Here is a 20,769-nt window from a genome sequence, read left to right as displayed (position 1 = left end):
GATTACAGCCCTTTTGCCAGTTGCTGGTTGAAGTACTGATACGCTTCTTGGCCGTTCACTTTGCGCTTTTCCGCCACCTTGTACCAATCTTTGACTAGCGGTTCACTGGCCTGTTTTAACTGGGTGATCATTTCCGCGCTGGCTGGAGTGAAGGTGTGGCCACCGGCGAGTGCCTCTTGATAGGCATTTTGGTCGGCGTTATCCCACATTTGACCAAACAAGCGCGACAGCTTTTCTCCCGATACCGAACGGATCGCCTGCTGATCTTGTTCAGATAGGTCAGCAAAGGTGTCACGGTTCATGATGATGGCGAAGCTGCCTCGGTATAGACCACCGGGAACCACTAAGGTGTTGTCAGCCACTTCCGACAAGCGGAATGAACTCAGCGCTTCAAATGGTAAATACGCCCCTTCGACCACGCCTTGTGATAGAGATTCGTATACCTTAGTGGTTGGAATAAACACAGGTGTGACTTTCATATCCTTGGCCATAGTGGACACCACTCCGCCACCAACACGGATTTTCTTGCCTTCAATATCACTTAATTGGCTCACTGGCTGTTTGGTGATCAGTTGACCAGGTCCATGTACGCTCAAGCCCATCACTTCAACACCACGGTGCTCTTTACCATTTTTTAGGTATTTGTCGTAGGTGCGCCAGTACGCCATCGACATCAACTCAGAACTGGTGCCTTCGGCAAAGGTTGGGATTTCAGGCAGTTGCGTCAGTTTAAAACGCCCTGCTTTGTGGCCATGAAAAATCCAAGTGACGTCGCCAATGCCATCGGTGACCACGTCGATTTGGGTATGAGGTGGAGCAAGATCGTACTCGACTTTTAAACTGACACGGCCCTCTGTGGCCTCCTCAATCCATTGTCCCCAAGTTGGCCAAACCACTTTATTGATACCGTGGTTCGGTGAGCCCCAAGTACTCACTTTGATGACCTTTTCTGGCTCGGCATTGGCCGACATTGAGCTCAACAGAAGTAGAGCGGATGTGGCCATAGTGGCGATTTTATTTACTCGCATGACGCTAGTCCTTTTTCGTTCACGTTAGGTGGGTTTGCTCACTGAGTGAGTCGTAGTCATTTTTATTTAATATATTAACTATCCAGATAAGATTGCAAATTGGATTGTTAATGAAGTGTGGCAAATATACTTAATATGTTAATCAGATCAATTATTGGCAAACAAAATAGCGTCTTTGATCAGAGATAACCGCGCTTAACTGGCAAACTTGTCTTCAAATAGCCTGATTTTAGTGATCTAAATCACTTAATTTGTGAATGCTACTGCGCTCGTTTTCAGCCCAAATTGAGGGGTTAAATTTAATTTATTGATTTTATTTGTTTTTTTGTGATTTTTTGCAGATTGGACAATAGTTAACATATTAAATAAAGTAGTTAACATATTAATTAAGTGTGAAAAGTCGAGGGAATCACGCCTTCGATCAGCAACAAAAATAGCCATCCGCAATCAGTCGGTTGAGAGAAAAGGAAGTAACCATGTTAACAACGGAGCAGCTGCAAGAGGCGGCAGAACGACTCTACCATGCCGAGAAACAGCGAGAGCAGATTTCGGCGCTGACTTTACAGTACCCACAAATGACGATGGAAGATGCGTACCAAATCCAAAGTGAGTGGGTCGGGCGTAAAGTGCGTGAAGGCGCAAAGATTAAAGGCTACAAAATTGGCCTCACTTCGCGAGCGATGCAGATGGCGGTCAATATCGATCAGCCAGATTATGGCGTACTGCTTGATGACATGTTTTTCCCTGACGGCGCGCAGATAAAAGCGGATGACTTCCTCGATCCACGTATCGAAGTAGAACTCGCTTTTGTCCTCAAACAGAAGCTAGAAGGTGAGAACGTCACCATATTTGATGTGCTTAATGCCACCGATTATGTGGTGCCGGCTCTTGAGTTGATTGCGGCTCGTTGCCATCGCACCGATCCAAATAGCGGCTATACGCGCAAAGTGTACGACACCATTGCCGACAACGCGGCGAATGGCGGCATCATCTTAGGTGGGCGCCCGATTAAACCCACTGAGTTCGACTTGCGCTGGGCGGGAGCCATGCTCTATCTCAATGGACAAATTGAAGAAACTGGCCTAGCGGCTGGGGTGCTTGGTCACCCTGCCAATGGTATTTGCTGGGTGTGTAAGCGTTTTGCCCCGCACGGTGTTTCTCTTGAGCCTGGCCAAGTGATTTTGGCGGGATCGTTTACTCGCCCAGTCGCCGTCAAAGCTGGAGACACCATTCACGCTGACTTTGGACCGCTTGGCGGCATTTCAGTCAAGTTTGTTTAGGAGTGGCTATGTTACCGACGAATCGATTTAAACAGCAGCTCAGTGAGCCACAAACCCTTTGGGGGCTGTGGCTCGGGCTTCCAGACACCAGCTGCGCAGAGATATGCGGCAGCGCGGGATTTGATTGGGTACTGATTGATGGTGAGCATGCGTCGTTTGACCTCACCAGTATTAAGCTGCACTTGCAAGCACTGGCGGCTCATTCAGCCTCGCCTATCGTACGTGCTGAAGAAGCCAATCCAACCTTGATTAAGCGTCTGTTGGACATAGGCGCGCAAACTTTATTACTGCCGATGATCAATACAGGCGAGCAAGCCGAGCAAGCGGTGCGAGCGGCCTACTATCCGCCGCTGGGCGAACGTGGCATCGGCGCAGCACTGGCGCGTGCTTCGCAGTGGAATCGCATTCCCAACTATCTTCATCAAGCCAATGAGCAAGTTTGTGTATTGCTGCAGGTAGAAACCAAGCAGGCGATCGACAACATAGAGCAGATCGCCAGTGTCGATGGCGTTGATGGCATCTTTATTGGTCCGTCGGATCTGTCCGGTTCTATGGGCCACATCGGAAATCCGAGCCATCCTGAGGTCGTCGCCGCCATTGATCACGCGATTGAGGTGATTCAATCGCACGGGAAAGCAGTGGGCATTCTTAGCCTAGATCCAAAGCAAGCACAGCACTATGCCAAGCGCAGGGTGAAGTTCATCGGTGCAGGGGTGGACACCTTACTGCTGCGCGCTGGTGCAGAGACGCTAGCGCAAACCCTCAAACAAACGGCATCCCATTCGAGCAAACTGGTCGATACGGTTTATTAATCGCGATCAGTCACAGATCAGAGAGTAAAGCATGAATACACAACTACAAGGAAAAGTGGTGTGCGTGGCGTTAAACGACGCAAAGCAGTTGCAAACAATGCAAGCCACTTTTGAGCAACCCCCTTATCAAGCACTGCCGACCGAACCAGTGCTCTATTTTAAACCGCACAATACATGGAATCAGAGCCAACAGCCGATCGCGTGTCCTCAAGGGGAGTCGTTGGTCGTCGGCGCGAGTGCTGCCTTAGTAATTGGCAAAACCTGTTGCCGCGTCGCTGCCTCATCAGCGCTCGATTATGTAGAGGGTGTGGCACTGCTGCATGACTTTTCGCTGCCTGAAGCTAGCTACTATCGCCCAGACATCAAAGGAAAGTGCCTCGACAACTCAGCGACTTTAAGTGGCGCGGTGATGCTGTCTGATATCGGCGATCTCGAGACGCAAACGGTGACCACGTACGTTAACGGCGTTGCGGCGCAATCCTTGCCATTGGCGCGCCTTGAGCGCTCGGCGGCGCAGCTAGTAGAAAGCATCTCGCACATTATGACCCTCGAAAAGGGAGATGTGATTGCCATCGGCTTTGCTGGGCAACGTACTCCGGTCGCTCCGGGTGATGAGGTGCGTTCGCAGTTAGGGGAATCGACAGTGTTAAACGATCAGGTACAAGGAGAGCCAGCATGAAACGCGCACGTATTGAATATTTGGGGGATGTGCTGTCCGTTACTATTGACCATGGTGGCAATGCGTTAACCCAAGATGGCCGACAAATTGAAGCCGGACATTTCACTTGGCTGTCTCCGATTGAGCGTCCGGGCACCATTTTCGCCTTGGGGCTCAACTATGCCGATCACGCCTCCGAATTGGCCTTTGAACCGCCAAAAGAGCCGCTGGTGTTTCTCAAAGGCGCCAATACCTTAACTGCTCATGGCCAGCCCTCGTATCGACCCAACGATATTGAGTTCATGCATTATGAATGTGAGTTAGTTGCTGTGGTAGGCAAAGAGGCACGTAACGTGAAACGTGAACAGGCGATGGACTATATCCAAGGCTTCACGGTCTGTAATGATTACGCCATTCGCGACTATTTGGAGAACTACTACCGCCCCAATTTGCGTGTGAAAAGCCGTGATTCGCTCTGCCCGATTGGGCCATGGATCGTTGATTGTGATGACATCAAGGACGTCAACAACTTGGCATTGACCACACACGTTAACGGCGAGCTGACCCAACAGGGCAACACCTCAGACATGATTTTTGATGTGCCGTTTTTGGTTGAATATCTCAGCAGTTTTATGACCTTGAAACCGGGCGATTTGATCGCGACCGGCACGCCAAAAGGACTTAAAGATATACAGCCCGGCGATGTGGTGCGTTGCACCATCGAAGGAATCGGCAGCCTAGAAAATCCCGTGCTGTCGGAAGACGAGTTTTATGCCCGCCGCAGCGCACAATAATAAGGAAGTAACATGACTCAACAGCTTGAACAAAATCTCGCCACCGCTCAGCGTTACTTAGCACGCTTTGCCGAAAATACCCTAGGTCATTACATCAATGGTGAGTGGACTCTTGGCTCGGATGGCGAGACGTTCGATAACTTAACGCCGACCGACAATAGCTCTCTTGGCAAAGTGGTTAAAGGTAGCGCCGCAGATGTGGATGCCGCCTGCCAAGCCGCCAAGCAAGCCTTCGGTGAATGGGCTGCCATGCCCGGAGCAGAGCGTAAGAAAATCTTGCACAAATTGGCGGATAAAATTGAACAGCGCGCCGAAGAAATCGCGCTGGTCGAGTCGATGGACTGCGGTCAGCCACTGCGTTTTATGCGTCAAGCGGCGATTCGCGGCGCAGCCAACTTCCGCTTCTTTGCCGACAAATCACCCGAGGCGAAAAACGGCTTGTCGCTACACCAAGACACGCACACCAACTACACCATTCGCACGCCGATTGGTCCGGTAGGGGTGATCACGCCGTGGAACACCCCTTTCATGCTCTCGACTTGGAAAATCGCGCCAGCGTTAGCCGCTGGCTGTACTGTCGTACATAAACCGGCTGAGTTTAGCCCGCTGACTGCGGCGATTTTGGCCGAGTGTGCCGAAGAGGCGGGATTGCCGAAGGGTGTCTGGAATATGGTCAACGGCTTTGGTGAGGTGGCGGGTAAAGCGCTAACTGAGCATAAAGCAATTAAAGCGGTCGCGTTTGTTGGTGAGACGACCACTGGCTCTATGATTCAAGCGCAAGGTGCGGCGACGCTAAAACGGGTCCACTTTGAACTCGGTGGTAAAAACCCAGTGATCGTGTTCGATGATGCTGACTTCGAGCGTGCGCTCGACGCGGTGGTGTTTATGATTTACAGCCTCAATGGTCAGCGCTGCACCAGTTCAAGCCGATTACTGATTCAAAACGGCATCAAACCGAAATTCATTGAAGCGCTCAAACAGCGTGTCGAAGCGCTGCAAGTGGGTCACCCGCTTGACCCTGAAACTGAGGTCGGCCCATTGGTGCATCAGTCACATTACAACAAGGTGATGAGCTACATGACGGCGGCGGAAGAAGATGGCGCAACGATTGCCGTTGGCGGTCGCAAGCTACCAGAGAAAGGAACAGGTAACTACTTAACGCCCACCCTGTTCACTGACGCGAACAACAGTATGCGTATCGCCCGTGAAGAGATTTTTGGCCCGGTTCTCACCTGCATTAGCTTTGACACTGAGCAGCAAGCCCTAGAGATCGCCAACGATACTGAATATGGCTTGTCCGGTTACATCTGGACGTCAAACACAGGGCGCGCGATGCGCATGGCGACACACGTTGAAGCGGGCATGATCTGGGTTAACTCAGAGAACAACCGCAACCTGCCTTCGCCTTTTGGCGGGTTGAAAATGTCGGGTATTGGCCGTGATGGTGGTGATTGGAGCTTTGACTTCTATATGGAGACCAAAAACGTCTGTATCGCCCATGATGTGCACAAGGTGCCCTCTTTAGGAAAGTAGCGTTAATGGTTGGAAAACGGGCGCCAGCGCGGTGCCCGAATAAGGAGTAACACAGTGCCACATTTCATCATGGAATATTCACCCAATGTCGAATCGGACATCAATGTGCCAGAGTTGATGCAGGCGATTCATCGTGAAGCGATCGCAACAGGCGTGTTCCCGAAAGGCGGAATACGCACCCGTGCTATTAAGTGTGATTATTACTTGGTTGCCGATGAAGACCCAGCCAATCGCTTTATTCATTTGACGGCCAAGGTCGGGGTAGGTCGCGACATCGAAACCTTGAAGCAAGCCGCGCAGCGGGTGTTTGATGTGTATTGCGACTATTTAGCTGAGGCGTTCGATAAACACTATCTCAGCATCGGTTTTGAGATGGTCGAATTGCATCCTCAGCTCAACTTTAAAAAGAACAATATTCACCAAAAGCTGGCGCAGCAAGCGTCTTAATTGGAAAGGTTAGTGGCTCAGCATGCAGCAGCTTAGTTATGTGGTGATGACAATTCTGCCGGTGTTTATTGTCATCGGTGTGGGGTATGTGGCGTTTAAACGCCAGATTATTCCCCCCAATGGGCAAAAAAGCCTCGCCGCATTTGTGTTTAATTTTGGTCTGCCCGCGGCCATTTTTAGTGCGCTAAGCAGTAAGTCGTTAGATCAAATTTGGAACAGCGACTATGTACTCGCTTACACCTTAGGATCATTGCTTGCGTTTGCCCTCGTTGCATGGGTGGCCTTGGTAGGGTTAAAGCGAAAGCCGGCTCACGCGGTGGTACTTGGGCTGGGGGGAAGTTTCTCCAATAGTTTGTTGATTGGGTTTCCGATCATCTACTTCTTATTTGGGACTCAGGCCTTGGTGCCTTTTTCACTGACCTTAGTGGTGGAAAACCTGATCATGTTGCCGCTGTTGTTGGCACTTGCCGATATGTCGAGCCAAGCATCAACAAGCAGTGTGGCCAAGACCTTATATCAAACCGCAGCCAATCTGGTTAAGAACCCGATTGTGATCGCCATTGTGCTGGGGATGCTTTGCTCTGCGCTCAACTGGCAAGCCCCCAACACGGCTGCGCGCATCATTGACATATTGGCAAGCACCGTAACTGGAGTGGCGCTGTTTGCCATTGGTGGTGGTTTAGTGGGTGTACAGCTCAGCGGTATGAAGCAAGAGATCGGCCTAGTGATGCTCGCTAAGTTAGTGCTGCATCCGCTGATGGTCTTGCTATGCCTGGTCGGTTGGTTCGAACTCGACCCGGTAATGAGTGCGGTGGCGGTGATTTTAGCCAGCATGCCGATGTTTGGTGTGTATGCAGTGATTGGCCAGCGCTATCAGCTTGGCGCAATGTGCTCAGCGGTTTTGCTGCCGACCACCCTGCTTGCCATGGTCACAGTGAGCCTGATTACCAGCTTTACATTAGGACTATTTCAATAATTCAGAAAAGGCAGGCGCGACAACCGGCTCGATGGCTAAAAAGGGCATTGGTTTTAGGCGTCTGCGACAGGTAAAAGGAAGATTACAATGGGTAAACTCTGTATTGCAGCAAAAATCACGCATGTGCCGACCATGATTATGTCTGAGCAGCCGGGGCGTTTGCATGGCTGTCGTCAGGCGGCGATTGACGGTCATAAAGAGATCGCCAAAATGGCCAAAGAGATGTCGGTCGATACCATTATTGTTTTGGATACCCACTGGCTGGTCAATGCCGGGTATCACGTTAACGCCAATGACAGTTTTAGTGGCAACTACACCAGTCACGAATTTCCGCATTTTATCCAAAATTTGCAATACCAATACCGAGGCAACCGCGCGCTTGGGGATTTGATTGCCGAAAAAGCGACCGAGAAAGGGGTATTTACCTTGTCGCACCAAGTTGAATCGCTCGATCTTGAGTATGGCACCTTAGTTCCGATGCGCTTTATGAACCAAGACAACCATTTTAATGTCGTCTCGGTAGCGGCTTGGTGTACAGTACATAGTATTGAATCGTCACGGCTTTTAGGAGAGGCGATTCGTGAAGCGGTTGAGCAAAGTGATAGCCGAGTGATGCTGTTGGCGTCTGGGTCACTTTCGCACCGAATTTGGGACAATGATGAGTACGAAGCCAATAATGGCACCTTTACCATCTCCAAAGAGTTCAACCGCCAAGTCGACTTGCGCGTGCTTGATCTTTGGCGCAGTCGCGACTACAAAACCTTTTTAGATATGTTGCCCGACTATGCCGCGCTTTGCTCTGGCGAAGGGGGCATGCACGATACCGCGATGCTGTTTGGTGCGCTGGGCTGGGATAAATATCAAGGTGAAAGCACGGTGGTGACTGACTACTTCCCAAGTTCGGGAACCGGGCAAGTCAACGTCGTTTTTGAAGTGACGGAGTAAACTATGCAGCTTAATTACCCTGCTTTGTTTCAGCAGCAGTGTTATATCAATGGCCAGTGGGTGGCCGCGCAAGGCGAAACACAGGCGATCACCAATCCCTCTAATGGTCAAGTGATCGGTGAGGTTCCGATGCTGGGGCGGATGCACGCTGAGCAAAGTGTCGCAGCCGCGCAAGCTGCCTTTGAGCAATGGAAGCAGACTACCGCCGATCAGCGCGCAGATATTTTACGTCGTTGGTATGAGCTGATGATGGAGCATCAGGATGATTTGGCGACCATTTTGACGCTGGAACAAGGCAAACCGTTTGCTGAAGCGAAAGGCGAAATCAGCTATGCGGCGAGTTTTGTCCAGTGGTACAGCGAAGAAGCGCGCCGCGCTTATGGTGAAATCATCCCCAGTCATCGTCCGAACGGAAAAATTGTCGTGACCAAAGAGCCTATTGGTGTGGTCGCCGCGATTACGCCATGGAATTTTCCGGCGGCGATGATCACCCGAAAATGTGCTCCTGCTTTGGCAGCAGGTTGCGCCATGGTACTAAAACCCGCACCCGAAACGCCGTTTACTGCCTTGGCGTTGGCGAAGTTGGCGCAAGATGCGGGTTTACCTGCAGGGCTATTTAACGTGGTGACTGGCGATGCGCTAGAAATCGGTGCCGTGTTTACCAGCGACACGCGAGTGCGCAAAGTCTCTTTTACCGGCTCAACCAATGTCGGTAAGATTTTGATGAACCAGTCGGCAACCACCATCAAAAAGCTCGCATTAGAGCTCGGTGGCAACGCGCCGTTTATTGTGTTTGACGATGCCGATATCGATGCCGCGGTCGACGGTGCGATGGTCGCCAAGTTCCGCAATGCAGGCCAAACCTGTGTGTGTGCGAATCGACTGTTTGTCCATGATGCCGTTTACGATCAGTTTGCCGCAAAACTGGCTGACAGAGTGGCGAACCTCAAGGTCGGTGATGGCTTTGACGATGGGGTAGTGATAGGCCCATTGATTAACGCTGAAGCCGTAGCAAAAGTGCAAGAGCATGTTGAAGATGCCTTGAGCAAAGGTGCCCGCGTGCTGTGTGGCAAATTTGCGCAAGGGGAGCAACTGTTCGTTGAACCTTTTGTTTTGACCGACATGAATGATGAGATGCTGGTAGCTAGCGAAGAGACGTTTGGTCCGGTCGCGCCCTTGTTCCGCTTTAGCGATGAGGCTGAGGTGTTGGCGCGCGCCAATGCCACTGAATCTGGCCTTGCGGGGTATGTGTATACTCGCTCACTTGGCCGAGCTTGGCGCGTGGCAGATAAGCTTGAGGTCGGTATGGTAGGAATTAATGAAGGTTTGATTTCCACCGCGGCTGCGCCATTTGGTGGCATTAAGGAGTCAGGATTAGGTCGCGAAGGCTCGCGTCATGGCATGGAAGAGTACCTAGAAATGAAGTACATGCTGATGGGCGGGTTAGACGACTAACTCAACAATCTGTTTGGAGTGAAAGGGAGAGCGAACTAACCGCTCTCCCTTTTTGGTGCGAGGCGAAAGTCGGAGGCCGTTTGTCCAATCTGCTTTTTAAAGAAACGGGCGAAATAGGCAGGGTCTTGATAACCAAGTTCATACGCCACCTGCGACACCGGGATCGGTGTGAGAAGCAATAGCCGCCGAGCTTCTTGCATTAGGCGCTCGGCAACCAAACGTTTAGATGATAAACCACTAATTTTTCGACAAATATCATTGAGCCGCGCCGTGGTGACCCCAAGTTGTTCGGCGTACTCTGGCAAGGTGAGATGCTGCTTATAGTGTTGCTCGATCATCTGGTTAAACTGGTTGAACAGGGTCACATCAGCACTGCGAAAAGGGGTCGATACTGGTTGTGTATTGGCGTGGCGCATTACTTCAATCAGCACCAGTTGCAGCAAGGCGTGGCTGGCCACATCGCCGAGCAGCTGCTGGCTCTGCTGCTCTAAAAGCAACTGTTCGAACAAGCTTACGACTTTGCTTGGATTGTCTAACCGCGCGCAAAACGGCTGCATGGCGGTCGCGGCAGCATCACTGCGACCAATTTCAATGTCCAGCAGTCGCCACACCAAGGGTTGACTGGCGGTAATAACGAAACCGTGCGCGTGATCGTCAGTGACAAACGAGTGCGGCACGGTCGGTGGGGTAAAAAACAGCGTCGGCCCTGAGAGCGAGTAGTGGCCTTGGTCGAGCACCACATGCGTTGTGCCCTCAAGGATCACATGAATCTGATAGTAGCGGTCGTGATAGTGGGTCGGCATATTGCGACCAAAAAACAGCGCTAAGTTATCGAGCTTTTCGATATGGAAGTCGCTGTTCTCATAGCGAGAATCATACACTTTGCCTATGTCTAGATTGGGGATCGCCACCGGTTCCATCAGCCTATCCTTGTTGTGACGGTGAGAGTTGTTTTAAGTCTATCAAATAATAGTTAATGTGTTATCTATTTCTGCGAAAAGTGCAAGTGAATGGCGGTAACATCCATTTAACATTACTTCTGGTGTGTCAATAATGTGCTCAAAGGCCCAAGTAGAAATACCCACAAGGGCTAGGTCAAAAGGAATGACAAAAGGAATCGATGATGAAACAGCACAACCCTCTGTTAGAAAAACTGCACACTATCTTGCCGACCATCGCCAAAAACGCCCAGCAAGCGGAACAAGACCGCACTCCACCCGAAGAAAATATCCGTTTACTACGAGAGATTGGCTTTTTCCGTGCGTTTCAACCTAAAGCCTACGGTGGGTTAGAAATCTCGTTGCCTGAGTTTACTGATTGTGTGGCGGCGCTGGCTGGCGCATGTGGCGGTACCGCTTGGGGCGCCAGCTTACTGGCGACTCACAGTCACCAAATGGCGATGTTCTCTAAGCAAGCACAAGACGAATTTTGGGGCAGTAACCCTGAGGCGACCGCCAGTTCGAGTATCGCGCCGTTTGGTCAAATTGAAGAGGCAGAGGGCGGAGTGACCATCAATGGCAACATGCGTTGGAGTAGTGGTTGTGACCATGCTGACTGGGCGATTCTCGGCTTCAATCGCTTTGACGAAGATGGCAACAAGGTATATTGCTTTGGTGTCGTGCCGCGTCATGAATACAAAATTGTCGATGATTGGTATGCGGCAGGCATGAAATCGAGTGGCACCAAAACCTTAGTATTGGACAATGTGTTTATTCCTGAGCATCGCATCGAAACGGCCAAAGGCATGATGGAAGGCTATTCAGCAGGCTTTGATCTCTACCCAGACAGCGACATTTTCTACACGCCTTACCGTCCTTACTTTGCCTGTGGCTTTGCCGCAATCAGTTTAGGTATTGCTGAGCGCATGCTGGTGGTGTTCAAAGATAAACAGAAAAACCGAGTTCGTGCCTATACGGGGGCCAATGTTGGCGTTGCGACCCCAGCGCTGATGCGTTTGGCGGAGTCTACCCATCAAGTGGCGGCTGCGCGAGCACTGCTGGAAAAAACTTGGCACGACCACAAAGAACACGGTGAGCGTAAGCAGTACCCAGATGCCGATACGCTTGCTTACTGGCGTACTAACCAAGCCTACGCGGTGAAAATGTGTATCGCTGCAGTCGACCGACTCTTTGATGCGATGGGCGGCATGGCCTGGTTTAGCGATAATGAAGGGCAGCGCTTGTTCCGCGACTCGCATATGACAGGTGCTCACGCCTATACCGATTATGATGTGTGTGCGCAAATCTTAGGTCGTCAGTTGATGGGTTTAGAGCCTGATCCAACGATGGTTTAAGCGCTTTTGCGTGTCTGTGTTGCCAACTCGGTGGGTGTACTGAGTTGGCTTTTTTTTATTGGCTCGCCAATTCAAATTGTCGTCGGAACGCGGAAGGGGTCATCTGCTTTACGGTTTTGAACTGGCGGTTAAAGTTTGACAGATTCTGAAATCCACAGCGCTCTGCCACCAAAGCGACGGGATACTGGCTATTGACCAGCAGTTCACACGCTTTGCCGATGCGAAACTGCTTAAGATGATCGGAAAAGCTCACGCCATAGTGTTTTTCAAACAAGCGATACGCGGAGCTCTCACTCAAATGCAGCGCTTGACATAGATCGGCAATCTTAATCGGCCGGTCATAGTGGTTCTCGATATAGCGTGAGGCGAGCTCGACTCGTCGATGGGCATCTTTATCATCAGCGAGTTGATTGAGCCGATAGGGTGTTGAGGAGATTTTGCACGACTCAAGATCGTCACTCAGATAGAGCAGCGCCTCCATTAATCGAACCGCTTGATGATGTCTGGGCAAACGGTCGATATCACTCAAAACTTCAGCCACTTTGTCTGCGATGGGCTGAGAAAACTTGACCCCAAATGTGGCTTTGTCCAACAATCGCTTCACATTGCGCGCCTCAGGAATGGCCGCTTGCAGTTTATCGACCCAGTGCTGCTTAAACCACACCACGATTGAGCGGTGGACTTTCTCTTCAGTGGCGTGAATGGTGCCCTTAATTAGGTGCGGGAGTCCCGGACCATACAGCAGCACCGTATTTTTGCTCACCTGACCAATCGTATCTCCCGCTAAATAGTGGCCATTAAACACATCGTTATCATCCAGATAAAGGACCAGCTCATACTCGGCGTGATAGTGCCAAGGACATGAGAATGTCTGTTTGTGGTGCTGACAGTGATACTCGCGCACCATCCAGTCGTAGTGCGGAGTACTCAATACATTTTCAATAAAGGGTTTCATGGCTAACCTTGCGCAATCACAACCCCGATAGCTTAGGGTTGCTGCTTCTTTTCTGTCAAAGATTTACTAAAACTTGACTGAAAAGTATCAGACTTGGCTCGAATATCATCATTGCGAACGGTCGCGTTTGGTTAGACTAGCGTCATCAAAAGTAGGGTCATCAATCAAAGCAAAGGGGGAACCATGTTTAAAGACAAAACAGCCATATTATTTGTGTTTACCGCGTTTGTGGCGGGGTTGTGTGGTGCATTTTTCTATCCCCTCTCAAGCTTGTTTATTGTCGAAGAACTCGGCGCTGAGCCGATTAAGCTCAGTTTGTATATGTTTTTATCTGTAGTGAGCTCGGTGGCGGTATCGCAATTATTGGCCGCAAAATCCGACACCAGTTGGTCACGTAAAACCATTTTACTGGCCGCGCTTACCTGTTATCTCATCACAGTATCAAGCTTTACCGTGATCCGCGATTATTGGGCCGCGGTGGCCGTGGCGACGGTGTTTGGCAGTGTCAGCGGTGCCTCATTTGGTCAACTGTTTGCGCTCGGGCGTGAATACGCAGACAAACATGTTGCCAACAGCACCACGTTTTTATCGACCATGCGTGCGGGGATCGCTATCGCTTGGGTATTTGGTCCGCCATTGGCGTTTATGCTCAAAGCCAGTTTTGGCTTCAACGCGTCATTTATGGTCTCGGCGGCGATTATCTTGCTAGGTATTGTCGTTATCGTTCTGTTTTTACCCGACGGACGAGTGGAAAAAACCGAGCAAGATCAGTCGATGGAAAATGGTATCAAGTCGGTGAGTCAGCCAGGTTTGATCGCGCTGTATTGCCTGGCGCTGGTGGCGGCATTTTCGGCCAACAATCTCTACATTACTAGCGTGCCGCTCTATTTGTCTCAGGAGTTGCAGGTCGACCCGAACTGGCTGGGTTTCTTATTTGGCGCGGCAGCACTGTGCGAAATTCCGGTGATGCTTTGGGCGGGCAAAATGTCGCAACGTCTCGGTACCATAAAGCTGATGACGCTGGCTGTGGCCAGTGGTGCGTTGTTCTATATCATTATGTTGACCAGCACCTCTTTCATCGCCATGCTCAGCGCTCAGCTCCTTAACGGCTTCTTTATTGGTGTGTGCGCTACGCTTGGCATGGTGGTGCTGCAAGATATGATGCATGACCGACTTGGCACCGCGTCAACGCTGTTCTCTAGCGTATTGAGTGTGAGTATGCTGGTCTCGAGTTTATCGGTGGGCGTTGTGGCTCAGATGTTCGACTACTACAGCACGCTTTACGTCTCGCTGACGGGAACGTCACTGTCGATGCTGTTATTGACACTGTTTGCGTTTAAAACGCGAGTGGCACCAGAGCCAGATAAAGCAGTCGCTTAATGGGGAAGTCGACAATTGAAAAACACCGCTAAGCACTGGATGTTTAGCGGTGTTTTAATTTAAGCCAATTTTAGCTCATGTTGTTGGCGATAGAGAACCATGTCTTCAATCGTTAACACGGGCATATTGTGTAGTTTACCGAATGCGACGATTTCTGGGGTTTTAGCCATGCTGCCATCGGGATTGGTGACCTCACACAGTACCCCGGCCGGTTGTAATCCTGCCATTTGCATCAAGTCGATGGTGCCCTCGGTGTGGCCGCGTCGGGTTAACACCCCACCTTTGCGTGCGCGCAGCGGGAACACGTGGCCTGGGCGAGCGAGATCGCTCGGTTTGGCGGTTGGATTGGCCGCCGTTTTAATGGTGGTGACGCGGTCTTGCGCCGAGACGCCAGTGGTCACGCCAACTTTGGCCTCAATCGAAACGGTAAATGCAGTTTGATTGGCACTGTTATTGTTCGCCACCATAGGCGCAAGCTCTAAACGGTCCGCCTGCTCTTCTGGTAAGCACAGACACACAATGCCGCTACATTCACGGATCATCAGCGCCATCTGCTCAGTGGTTAAAGACTCAACCGAATAGATGATATCGCCTTCGTTTTCGCGGTCTTCGTCGTCTAATAGCAACACGCCACGGCCTTGCTTGAGCGCAGATAGTGCGTTTTCAACACGAGTGATTGGATCGCCGAATTCGGCAAGTAGAGATGACTGATTCATGGTTTACTCCTAATAATCACCAGAATCAGGGCATACAAGAGCACCGAGGTCAAAGCCCCAGCCAAAACGAAATGCACCACGACTTGCAGCGCAAGGTGGTGAGTTTTCATTCTCTCTCATCCGGACTATAACCGTCGGCTCTGGCTTTTCACCAGATCTGCTGACCTCAAAAACATTTGAGCGCTCGCGGGCTCACCCCTAGTCATATCTCGGGGAATACCGCCGGTGGGGAATTTCGCCCCGCCCTGAGAATAAATTAAACGTTTGCTAGGGTCTGTTTATCTTTCGCGGTTAAATTTTGTTCGAGATAGAATCGTTTTAGGCGCGGCAAGGAGTATGTCGCCTAGTTATTCTAAGCCAATACTTCTTAACAAAGCATAAGACGATTCTAGCCGAACCCTTCGGGCAGCCTTTGTGGCTCATTTCTACTGCGTTATCGGCTTTTTATGTAGACCAACTCCACGTTAAAACTATTGTCTTGAACAAACTTCCCACAAAGGGCTGCAAAAATCAGCTCGAAAGGTCAACAGACCCTGATATAGCGGGCAAATTGTATCGGCTTGGCATGGAAAATCAATCGCCTCTGATGGTCGTAATTCACAGTTCAAGTGATCTAAGTGGGTTCAACTGTGTAAAAGTCATCAACGAAAACAAACGATTGGATAGGTCAATGGATTCAGTTTTAGCGCTGATTGCGGAATACGGTAACTTGGTATACGCCATTCTATTTGGTTACTGCGCTCTAAAGAGTGGTTGGTTACCCCTGTTTGCGGGCTATGCCGCTCATACAGGTGCGGTCAGTGTATCGATCGTCGCCATCGCCACCTTTGCAGGCGGATACCTGGGCGATGAGTTGCGTTTTGCAATCGCCCGGCATTGGGGAGTAAGCTGGGTTAATAGTGGATCGAGAATAGGCCGACTGCTCAAGCGTGCGATGCAGTTGGCACAACGTTACGGCGCCGCATATGTCTACTTATATCGTTATCCCAAGGGCCTGAGAACCATAGGCGCGTTACCTGTTGGTTTAACTCCTATCACTTGGCGGCGATTTACTCTACTTAACGCAAGTTCAGCCTTGTTGTGGAGTGTGGTGATGGTCGGAGGCGGGTATGCTTTCGGTGCCAGTTTCGAAGCATTTGGCATCGAGAATCTCACTGCCTTAAGTCTTTTATTGTTGGTGCTGTTTATCACCAGTCTTACCCACGTTTGGCGGTCCTCGAGTCAGCAAAAAGATATAGTATAAAATTTCATTATTATTTTTATAATTAATGATAATTTTCATTAATTTTAAGCGCCTCATATACTCTCCTCATCGAAACGGGGAACGCCTCCCCAACACTCTCATTCAGGAGCTTAATTATGAAAATGAATCACGTTGGCATTATGGTTGGCGATATGGACCAAGCGGTTGAGTTCTACACTAAAGCGCTAGGTCTACGCGTTGTAATGAACAACACTAAAGTCATCGAGGAGCGTGAATCTGCCATCGGTCGTATGTGTATTGCGGTATTTGGTGAGGGCTTTAAAGGCTTCAACATTGCTCACTTAGTGACAACCGATGGTATTGGTGTCGAACTGTTCGAAATGGTTGACCGTGAAGAGCGCCATCAAGTTGATTTCTCGCGCCTAGGTATCTTCCACTTCTGTCTACAGTTGCCAAAAGAGCAATTTGAGTCAGCGATTAAGCGTGTAGAAGAGTTTGGCGGTAAAGTACGCATGGATATTCATCGCTACCACCCAGAAGATGATTCAAAACAAGCACAAATGGTTTACCTAGAAGACCCGTTTGGCAACTTGTTTGAGTTCTACTCGCACTCATACGAAGACACTTACGCGTCTGATTACGAATAATAGAACCGTACCTTGAAAGGGAGTTGGCTCGGCCAACTCCCTTTTTTGTGCTTTTCATATCTAGAAACTTGGCTTGGTGCTGGATTTCACTAAACCAACCGCGGCATCGGTACGTATTATTGGCTTTGTGTTATTCAGTAGGATTGAAAAAGATGCGAGCAGCTGATGAGCACTCTCGAATTATTGAGATGGCATGGGAAGACCGAACCCCGTTCGAAGCGATCAAGACCCAGTTTGGTTTAAGTGAAAAACAGGTGATTCGCTTGATGCGCCAGAGTCTTAAACCGGGGAGCTTCAAGTTGTGGCGGCAGCGCGTATCGGGCCGCACAACCAAGCACCAAGCTTTGCGCAGCCCGGAGGTGACGCGTGGTTATTGTCCGACCCAATATAAGCCTCGATAATATTATTTGATATGGTGGTATTTCAATTCCAATAGCTGAGTTTGCTCTGACTAAGGAATTCAATAAACACCAATTCATGCCCGTCTGTTTTAATTAATATGAACGGCGTTCCAAAATCTCGCCGTTTCGAGCTTTTAAATGGGGCTGAATTTACATTATTCAGTGATATTTGTTCAGTTTCTAATTCAATATCGGCAGGTTATCGCTTTGTTGGCATTAATCTGTCCCACGCTATTATATTCACCTTGATTAATAAATAGCACTAATATTCAATAAGTTACCTAGTGTCGCTTGTTTGGTTTCGGGATGGGTATTTATTTGCTGCATAAATTAATTTTCTTTCTCAATAAAGTGGTGCAATTAACGACTTTGTTAGCGTCATATACGTGATTTGAGCCGAATAAAAATAAGAATCTTGCCAGATTTACTATTTAAATAGACTGAGAGTGCTAACTTATTTTTTGATAATTATTTATCTCGAATTATAAAAAGTTGTATGTATCAAAACGTGATTCAAATAGCCAAGTCTATTAATAGAAAGGAAAAACTATGTTTAGGATGAGCAAGATAGCAGCCACATTAGCGTGTGTTGTTCTGAGTGGTCACTTGTTTGCAGCTGAACCCTATGATGCCACGAAGTCGTATTCTGGCGGCTCACAAGTGACGGCGGGCGGCAACGTCTATGAAGCGAAATGGTGGGTCAATGCGGGACAAAGCCCGACAGACAACTACGCCAACGAATGGGACTCGCCATGGAAGCTAGTCAGCGCAACGACCCCAGACCCTACGCCGGATCCCGACCCTACACCGGACCCTGACCCAACTCCCGATCCTGATCCGACTCCAGACCCAGATCCTACACCGGATCCCACACCAGACCCAACGCCTGATCCCGCCCCCGGCGACTTATGTGCCGAGTTCAATGTCTACCCTGACTGGACACAAGGCACACATGCCACCGCTGGCGACATCATGGTTAACGACAATGTGGCTTACAAAGCAAATTGGTGGACGACATCGATTCCTGGCAGTGATGGTAGCTGGGCATTGCATCTGAACTGTTCTGACACTCCGGCGGGCGGTGGTACCGCGCTGTCGTTACCGAACCCTCTCGACCCAGTTCGACTCGAAGTGGCTGGATGGCCAAGCCATTTTGTTGCCGCAGGTCCGGCTACGTTCGATGTGCCGTCGACACTGGCTGTCGATACCATCAGCAGTGCCGATTTGGCTGATGTCACAGCGCTAACCAATGCGTTCATTGCTCTTATTGAGGCGGTGGAAGTGGCGGGCAATACTTCCATCATCATCAACAGTGATGTTCTTGATGTGGCGACCGCAGATAGAGGTGCAGCGCTGGGCACGGTAGCGGTTAAGCAGGCGTTAACGGCCGCAGTCGATACCACAGCGTCAGCGATTGACCTTGCGGATATCAATGCCTTAACCGATGACGTTCAAGGTTGGGCGCAAGCTTACAACCTAGTGATATCTCAGCTTGCACCTCAGGCGTCGTTTGGCTGGACGGTGAGCATTGGTGACTTTGCCTACAACGTATACTCAGGTAAGCGAGCAGTATGGAACGCCGCTTCTGCAGGTACGTCAGATCTGCTGTCAAGCTTCGAGCTGTACAAAGCCGATTCGCCAACCAAAGCGGACTTTATCTCCTTCACTAAATCTGCGTCGACGCCAGCATTAACCGATGAGCAATGGCATTACGCGCTTGAGTACGTGAAGCAAGTCTCTGACCACCTCAAAACGCCGGCACTGCTTTCAGAAATCCCGACCGCACAAGCGGCAACCTATTTCTTAGGTAATACCTCAGGCGATCGTCATATCCGCAAAGCCGCTCACAGCAACGTGTTTGCGCTGCTATTCGATGCAAACACTGTCGATCTAGATACTAAAATTGAACAGTATCAAACGGCGACAATCCCTCTGTATTACGTTGGTGAGAGTGTGCAAAATGGCCCGCTAACGCGTATCGCTTCACTCAATGCTGAGTTGACGGCGGCGGAAAACGCGATGAACAACCAAGCGTTTTTGTACGAAGTTTCACAAGGTAATTGGGCACCTTCTACTGTGTACAAGTGGGCTGATTTCTTAGCTGGCCTCAACTCTATGCACAACGTCGGTGTCGCAGGGAATACCTTCTGGCTACTTGATGAAACGGCGGATGACGCCACCAACTCCATGTACGCCAAAGTGGCGATCGCAGCCTTCCTTGCTCAAAGTATGCAAGAGACGATTCGCTATAACGCGTGTGACGAGAACAACTGGTCAGAAGTTCGCTATGGTGCACCGGTTAACTATCCAATGACAGCAAGTTGTGGTCAGTTAGGTCAGAAGTACGCTGACTACGGTATGGACCCAGTGACTGGCATTGATCATCCGTATTCATGTCCTCGCGATCCTAAGATGGAAGTGACGGCATTGACCAATGCTAAGTGGTATGGCGCTCCGGCACCGATTTTCGCTGCACCGGATTCCGTGCTGGAAGAGCAAGGACTACTGGTCAACGGCAATGTGGGGCGCTGGACCAACGATGGTCACTGTATGGAAGTACCAGCGTCTGTCGACGAGTCTAAGCAGGTTTGGGAGCGTGAAGACTGTAAGGTTTATGCAGGCCAGAAAGCGGGTAAATTCATCTGGGATGGCTCAGACACCACAGGAACCGTCGAAGGTTGTGGCTGGTGGGGGCGTGGTGTTATCCAAACCACAGGTCGTCAGAACTTTGGTACTCTGAACCACTTTATGGGCCGCTCGCATGTTGACCCGGAAACAGTAGGCACCACAGTCAATGGGGTAGTGGTTGAAGCCGCACCTGAAAACCCACTGTATGCCGATCTCGATTTCTGTTCTAACCCAGGCCTGATTTGTAGCTCTGAAGAGAACAGAGAGATCAAGTGGATAGCGGGTCTGTTCTACTGGGTATCATCCGTGCAAATCTACAACGATGTTGGCGGTCCATACGCGGATTGGAACTATCACGCTGAGCTAAAAGCATACGTCGATGGTGGCCTGAAAGGAACCGCGTTTATCGACGCAGTATCCGGCATTGTCAACCGCGGTTGTCCTGACTCTACCTGTCCGATTAGTGGTGAAGTACACGCTGTGAAAGAGCGTCAAGATAACTTTAAGCTTGTTCTACAAACGCTAGGTTTGAATCCGCAGTAACGGCTCAAACTAAATAGGGTGACTCGCCATCCAAGCAATGAAACGCCCTAGGTTTTATCGCCTAGGGCGTTTTT

General features: G+C 50.1%; 19 protein-coding genes and 1 riboswitch. Of the genes, 15 read left to right on the top strand and 4 right to left on the bottom strand.

All coding sequences use genetic code 11. The features are described 5' to 3' along the window. Positions 1-2 precede the first annotated feature (2 nt). Positions 3-1,028: a TRAP transporter substrate-binding protein gene (locus tag MTO69_RS16190; protein WP_248335567.1), complete on the bottom strand. Its 1,026-nt coding sequence runs from the start codon at positions 1,026-1,028 to the stop codon at positions 3-5. 476 nt (positions 1,029-1,504) lie between these two features. Between MTO69_RS16190 and hpaH the strand changes: the two genes are divergently transcribed. The 9 genes from hpaH to MTO69_RS16145 all read left to right on the top strand — a co-directional run bounded on the left by hpaH (position 1,505) and on the right by MTO69_RS16145 (position 9,928). Then, positions 1,505-2,308: a 2-oxo-hept-4-ene-1,7-dioate hydratase gene (gene hpaH / locus MTO69_RS16185; protein ID WP_248335565.1), complete on the top strand. Its 804-nt coding sequence runs from the start codon at positions 1,505-1,507 to the stop codon at positions 2,306-2,308. 8 nt (positions 2,309-2,316) lie between these two features. After that, positions 2,317-3,120 carry a 4-hydroxy-2-oxoheptanedioate aldolase gene (gene hpaI / locus MTO69_RS16180; protein ID WP_248335564.1) on the top strand — a complete coding sequence of 268 codons (804 nt, stop codon included), beginning with the start codon at positions 2,317-2,319 and terminating at the stop codon, positions 3,118-3,120. 31 nt (positions 3,121-3,151) lie between these two features. Then, positions 3,152-3,799: a fumarylacetoacetate hydrolase family protein gene (locus MTO69_RS16175; RefSeq protein ID WP_248335562.1), complete on the top strand. Its 648-nt coding sequence runs from the start codon at positions 3,152-3,154 to the stop codon at positions 3,797-3,799. Then, on the top strand, positions 3,796-4,572 hold the full coding sequence (locus MTO69_RS16170) for a fumarylacetoacetate hydrolase family protein (RefSeq protein WP_248335559.1): 777 nt from the start codon (positions 3,796-3,798) through the stop codon (positions 4,570-4,572). Before MTO69_RS16175 ends, MTO69_RS16170 begins: the two co-directional genes overlap by 4 nt. A 12-nt stretch (positions 4,573-4,584) precedes the next feature. Further along, positions 4,585-6,105, top strand: coding sequence for a 5-carboxymethyl-2-hydroxymuconate semialdehyde dehydrogenase (gene hpaE / locus MTO69_RS16165; RefSeq protein ID WP_248335557.1), 1,521 nt, complete (start codon positions 4,585-4,587; stop codon positions 6,103-6,105). A 54-nt stretch (positions 6,106-6,159) separates the two neighbouring features. Further along, positions 6,160-6,552, top strand: coding sequence for a 5-carboxymethyl-2-hydroxymuconate Delta-isomerase (locus tag MTO69_RS16160; protein WP_248335555.1), 393 nt, complete (start codon positions 6,160-6,162; stop codon positions 6,550-6,552). Positions 6,553-6,574: 22 nt separating this feature from the next. Continuing rightward, the gene (locus MTO69_RS16155; RefSeq protein WP_248335553.1) at positions 6,575-7,528 is read left to right on the top strand and encodes an AEC family transporter; all 954 of its coding nucleotides are present in this window, start codon (positions 6,575-6,577) and stop codon (positions 7,526-7,528) included. An 87-nt stretch (positions 7,529-7,615) separates the two neighbouring features. Further along, positions 7,616-8,473, top strand: coding sequence for a 3,4-dihydroxyphenylacetate 2,3-dioxygenase (gene hpaD / locus MTO69_RS16150; RefSeq protein WP_248335551.1), 858 nt, complete (start codon positions 7,616-7,618; stop codon positions 8,471-8,473). A gap of 3 nt (positions 8,474-8,476) precedes the next feature. Then, entirely contained in the window at positions 8,477-9,928 is a 1,452-nt protein-coding gene (locus MTO69_RS16145; RefSeq protein WP_248335549.1) for an NAD-dependent succinate-semialdehyde dehydrogenase, read from the top strand. Positions 9,929-9,963: 35 nt separating this feature from the next. On the opposite strand, the gene hpaA is transcribed toward MTO69_RS16145, so the two are convergent. Next, positions 9,964-10,848 (bottom strand): 4-hydroxyphenylacetate catabolism regulatory protein HpaA, encoded by an 885-nt coding sequence (hpaA, locus tag MTO69_RS16140; protein WP_248335547.1) that lies wholly within the window; start codon positions 10,846-10,848, stop codon positions 9,964-9,966. Positions 10,849-11,048: 200 nt separating this feature from the next. Here hpaA and MTO69_RS16135 point away from each other — a divergent pair, with 200 nt between their 5' ends. Then, positions 11,049-12,221: a p-hydroxyphenylacetate 3-hydroxylase oxygenase component gene (locus tag MTO69_RS16135; protein WP_248335545.1), complete on the top strand. Its 1,173-nt coding sequence runs from the start codon at positions 11,049-11,051 to the stop codon at positions 12,219-12,221. Between the two features lie 55 nt (positions 12,222-12,276). On the opposite strand, the gene MTO69_RS16130 is transcribed toward MTO69_RS16135, so the two are convergent. Further along, positions 12,277-13,176 carry an AraC family transcriptional regulator gene (locus MTO69_RS16130; protein WP_248335543.1) on the bottom strand — a complete coding sequence of 300 codons (900 nt, stop codon included), beginning with the start codon at positions 13,174-13,176 and terminating at the stop codon, positions 12,277-12,279. Positions 13,177-13,359: 183 nt separating this feature from the next. Here MTO69_RS16130 and MTO69_RS16125 point away from each other — a divergent pair, with 183 nt between their 5' ends. Continuing rightward, positions 13,360-14,556: a sugar efflux transporter gene (locus MTO69_RS16125; protein WP_248335541.1), complete on the top strand. Its 1,197-nt coding sequence runs from the start codon at positions 13,360-13,362 to the stop codon at positions 14,554-14,556. 59 nt (positions 14,557-14,615) lie between these two features. Here the strand turns inward: MTO69_RS16125 and ribB are convergent, their stop codons facing one another. Further along, a complete protein-coding gene (ribB, locus tag MTO69_RS16120; protein WP_248335539.1) occupies positions 14,616-15,272 on the bottom strand; it encodes a 3,4-dihydroxy-2-butanone-4-phosphate synthase in 657 nt (218 codons plus the stop codon). Positions 15,273-15,376: 104 nt separating this feature from the next. Continuing rightward, positions 15,377-15,529, bottom strand: a riboswitch (FMN riboswitch). A gap of 413 nt (positions 15,530-15,942) precedes the next feature. On the opposite strand from ribB, the gene MTO69_RS16115 reads away from it, so the two are divergent. The 4 genes from MTO69_RS16115 (at position 15,943) to MTO69_RS16100 (ending at position 20,695) form a co-directional block, all read left to right on the top strand. After that, the gene (locus MTO69_RS16115; RefSeq protein ID WP_248335537.1) at positions 15,943-16,515 is read left to right on the top strand and encodes a DedA family protein; all 573 of its coding nucleotides are present in this window, start codon (positions 15,943-15,945) and stop codon (positions 16,513-16,515) included. A 116-nt stretch (positions 16,516-16,631) separates the two neighbouring features. After that, positions 16,632-17,123 (top strand): VOC family protein, encoded by a 492-nt coding sequence (locus MTO69_RS16110; protein ID WP_248335535.1) that lies wholly within the window; start codon positions 16,632-16,634, stop codon positions 17,121-17,123. Between the two features lie 152 nt (positions 17,124-17,275). Continuing rightward, on the top strand, positions 17,276-17,524 hold the full coding sequence (locus MTO69_RS16105) for a TIGR03643 family protein (protein WP_248335533.1): 249 nt from the start codon (positions 17,276-17,278) through the stop codon (positions 17,522-17,524). Positions 17,525-18,073: 549 nt separating this feature from the next. Next, positions 18,074-20,695: a cellulose-binding domain-containing protein gene (locus tag MTO69_RS16100; RefSeq protein ID WP_248335532.1), complete on the top strand. Its 2,622-nt coding sequence runs from the start codon at positions 18,074-18,076 to the stop codon at positions 20,693-20,695. Positions 20,696-20,769: the final 74 nt, after the last annotated feature.

The organism is Vibrio sinaloensis, from assembly GCF_023195835.1.
Classification (GTDB): domain Bacteria; phylum Pseudomonadota; class Gammaproteobacteria; order Enterobacterales; family Vibrionaceae; genus Vibrio; species Vibrio sinaloensis_C.
The sequence above is the reverse complement of the archived record's forward strand: the minus strand, read 5'-3'. Positions and strand labels throughout refer to the sequence as shown.

What these genes read in the sequence shown, in the direction of transcription:
- hpaE (WP_248335557.1), top strand. Translation starts at nt 4,585, where the DNA reads ATGACTCAACAGCTTGAACAAAATCTCGCCACCGCTCAGCGTTACTTA.
- hpaA (WP_248335547.1), bottom strand. Translation starts at nt 10,848, where the DNA reads ATGGAACCGGTGGCGATCCCCAATCTAGACATAGGCAAAGTGTATGAT.
- MTO69_RS16100 (WP_248335532.1), top strand. Translation starts at nt 18,074, where the DNA reads ATGTTTAGGATGAGCAAGATAGCAGCCACATTAGCGTGTGTTGTTCTG.
- MTO69_RS16110 (WP_248335535.1), top strand. Translation starts at nt 16,632, where the DNA reads ATGAAAATGAATCACGTTGGCATTATGGTTGGCGATATGGACCAAGCG.
- ribB (WP_248335539.1), bottom strand. Translation starts at nt 15,272, where the DNA reads ATGAATCAGTCATCTCTACTTGCCGAATTCGGCGATCCAATCACTCGT.
- MTO69_RS16130 (WP_248335543.1), bottom strand. Translation starts at nt 13,176, where the DNA reads ATGAAACCCTTTATTGAAAATGTATTGAGTACTCCGCACTACGACTGG.
- MTO69_RS16175 (WP_248335562.1), top strand. Translation starts at nt 3,152, where the DNA reads ATGAATACACAACTACAAGGAAAAGTGGTGTGCGTGGCGTTAAACGAC.
- MTO69_RS16115 (WP_248335537.1), top strand. Translation starts at nt 15,943, where the DNA reads ATGGATTCAGTTTTAGCGCTGATTGCGGAATACGGTAACTTGGTATAC.
- hpaD (WP_248335551.1), top strand. Translation starts at nt 7,616, where the DNA reads ATGGGTAAACTCTGTATTGCAGCAAAAATCACGCATGTGCCGACCATG.
- MTO69_RS16135 (WP_248335545.1), top strand. Translation starts at nt 11,049, where the DNA reads ATGATGAAACAGCACAACCCTCTGTTAGAAAAACTGCACACTATCTTG.
- MTO69_RS16155 (WP_248335553.1), top strand. Translation starts at nt 6,575, where the DNA reads ATGCAGCAGCTTAGTTATGTGGTGATGACAATTCTGCCGGTGTTTATT.
- hpaH (WP_248335565.1), top strand. Translation starts at nt 1,505, where the DNA reads ATGTTAACAACGGAGCAGCTGCAAGAGGCGGCAGAACGACTCTACCAT.
- MTO69_RS16170 (WP_248335559.1), top strand. Translation starts at nt 3,796, where the DNA reads ATGAAACGCGCACGTATTGAATATTTGGGGGATGTGCTGTCCGTTACT.
- MTO69_RS16125 (WP_248335541.1), top strand. Translation starts at nt 13,360, where the DNA reads ATGTTTAAAGACAAAACAGCCATATTATTTGTGTTTACCGCGTTTGTG.
- MTO69_RS16145 (WP_248335549.1), top strand. Translation starts at nt 8,477, where the DNA reads ATGCAGCTTAATTACCCTGCTTTGTTTCAGCAGCAGTGTTATATCAAT.
- MTO69_RS16190 (WP_248335567.1), bottom strand. Translation starts at nt 1,028, where the DNA reads ATGCGAGTAAATAAAATCGCCACTATGGCCACATCCGCTCTACTTCTG.
- MTO69_RS16105 (WP_248335533.1), top strand. Translation starts at nt 17,276, where the DNA reads ATGCGAGCAGCTGATGAGCACTCTCGAATTATTGAGATGGCATGGGAA.
- hpaI (WP_248335564.1), top strand. Translation starts at nt 2,317, where the DNA reads ATGTTACCGACGAATCGATTTAAACAGCAGCTCAGTGAGCCACAAACC.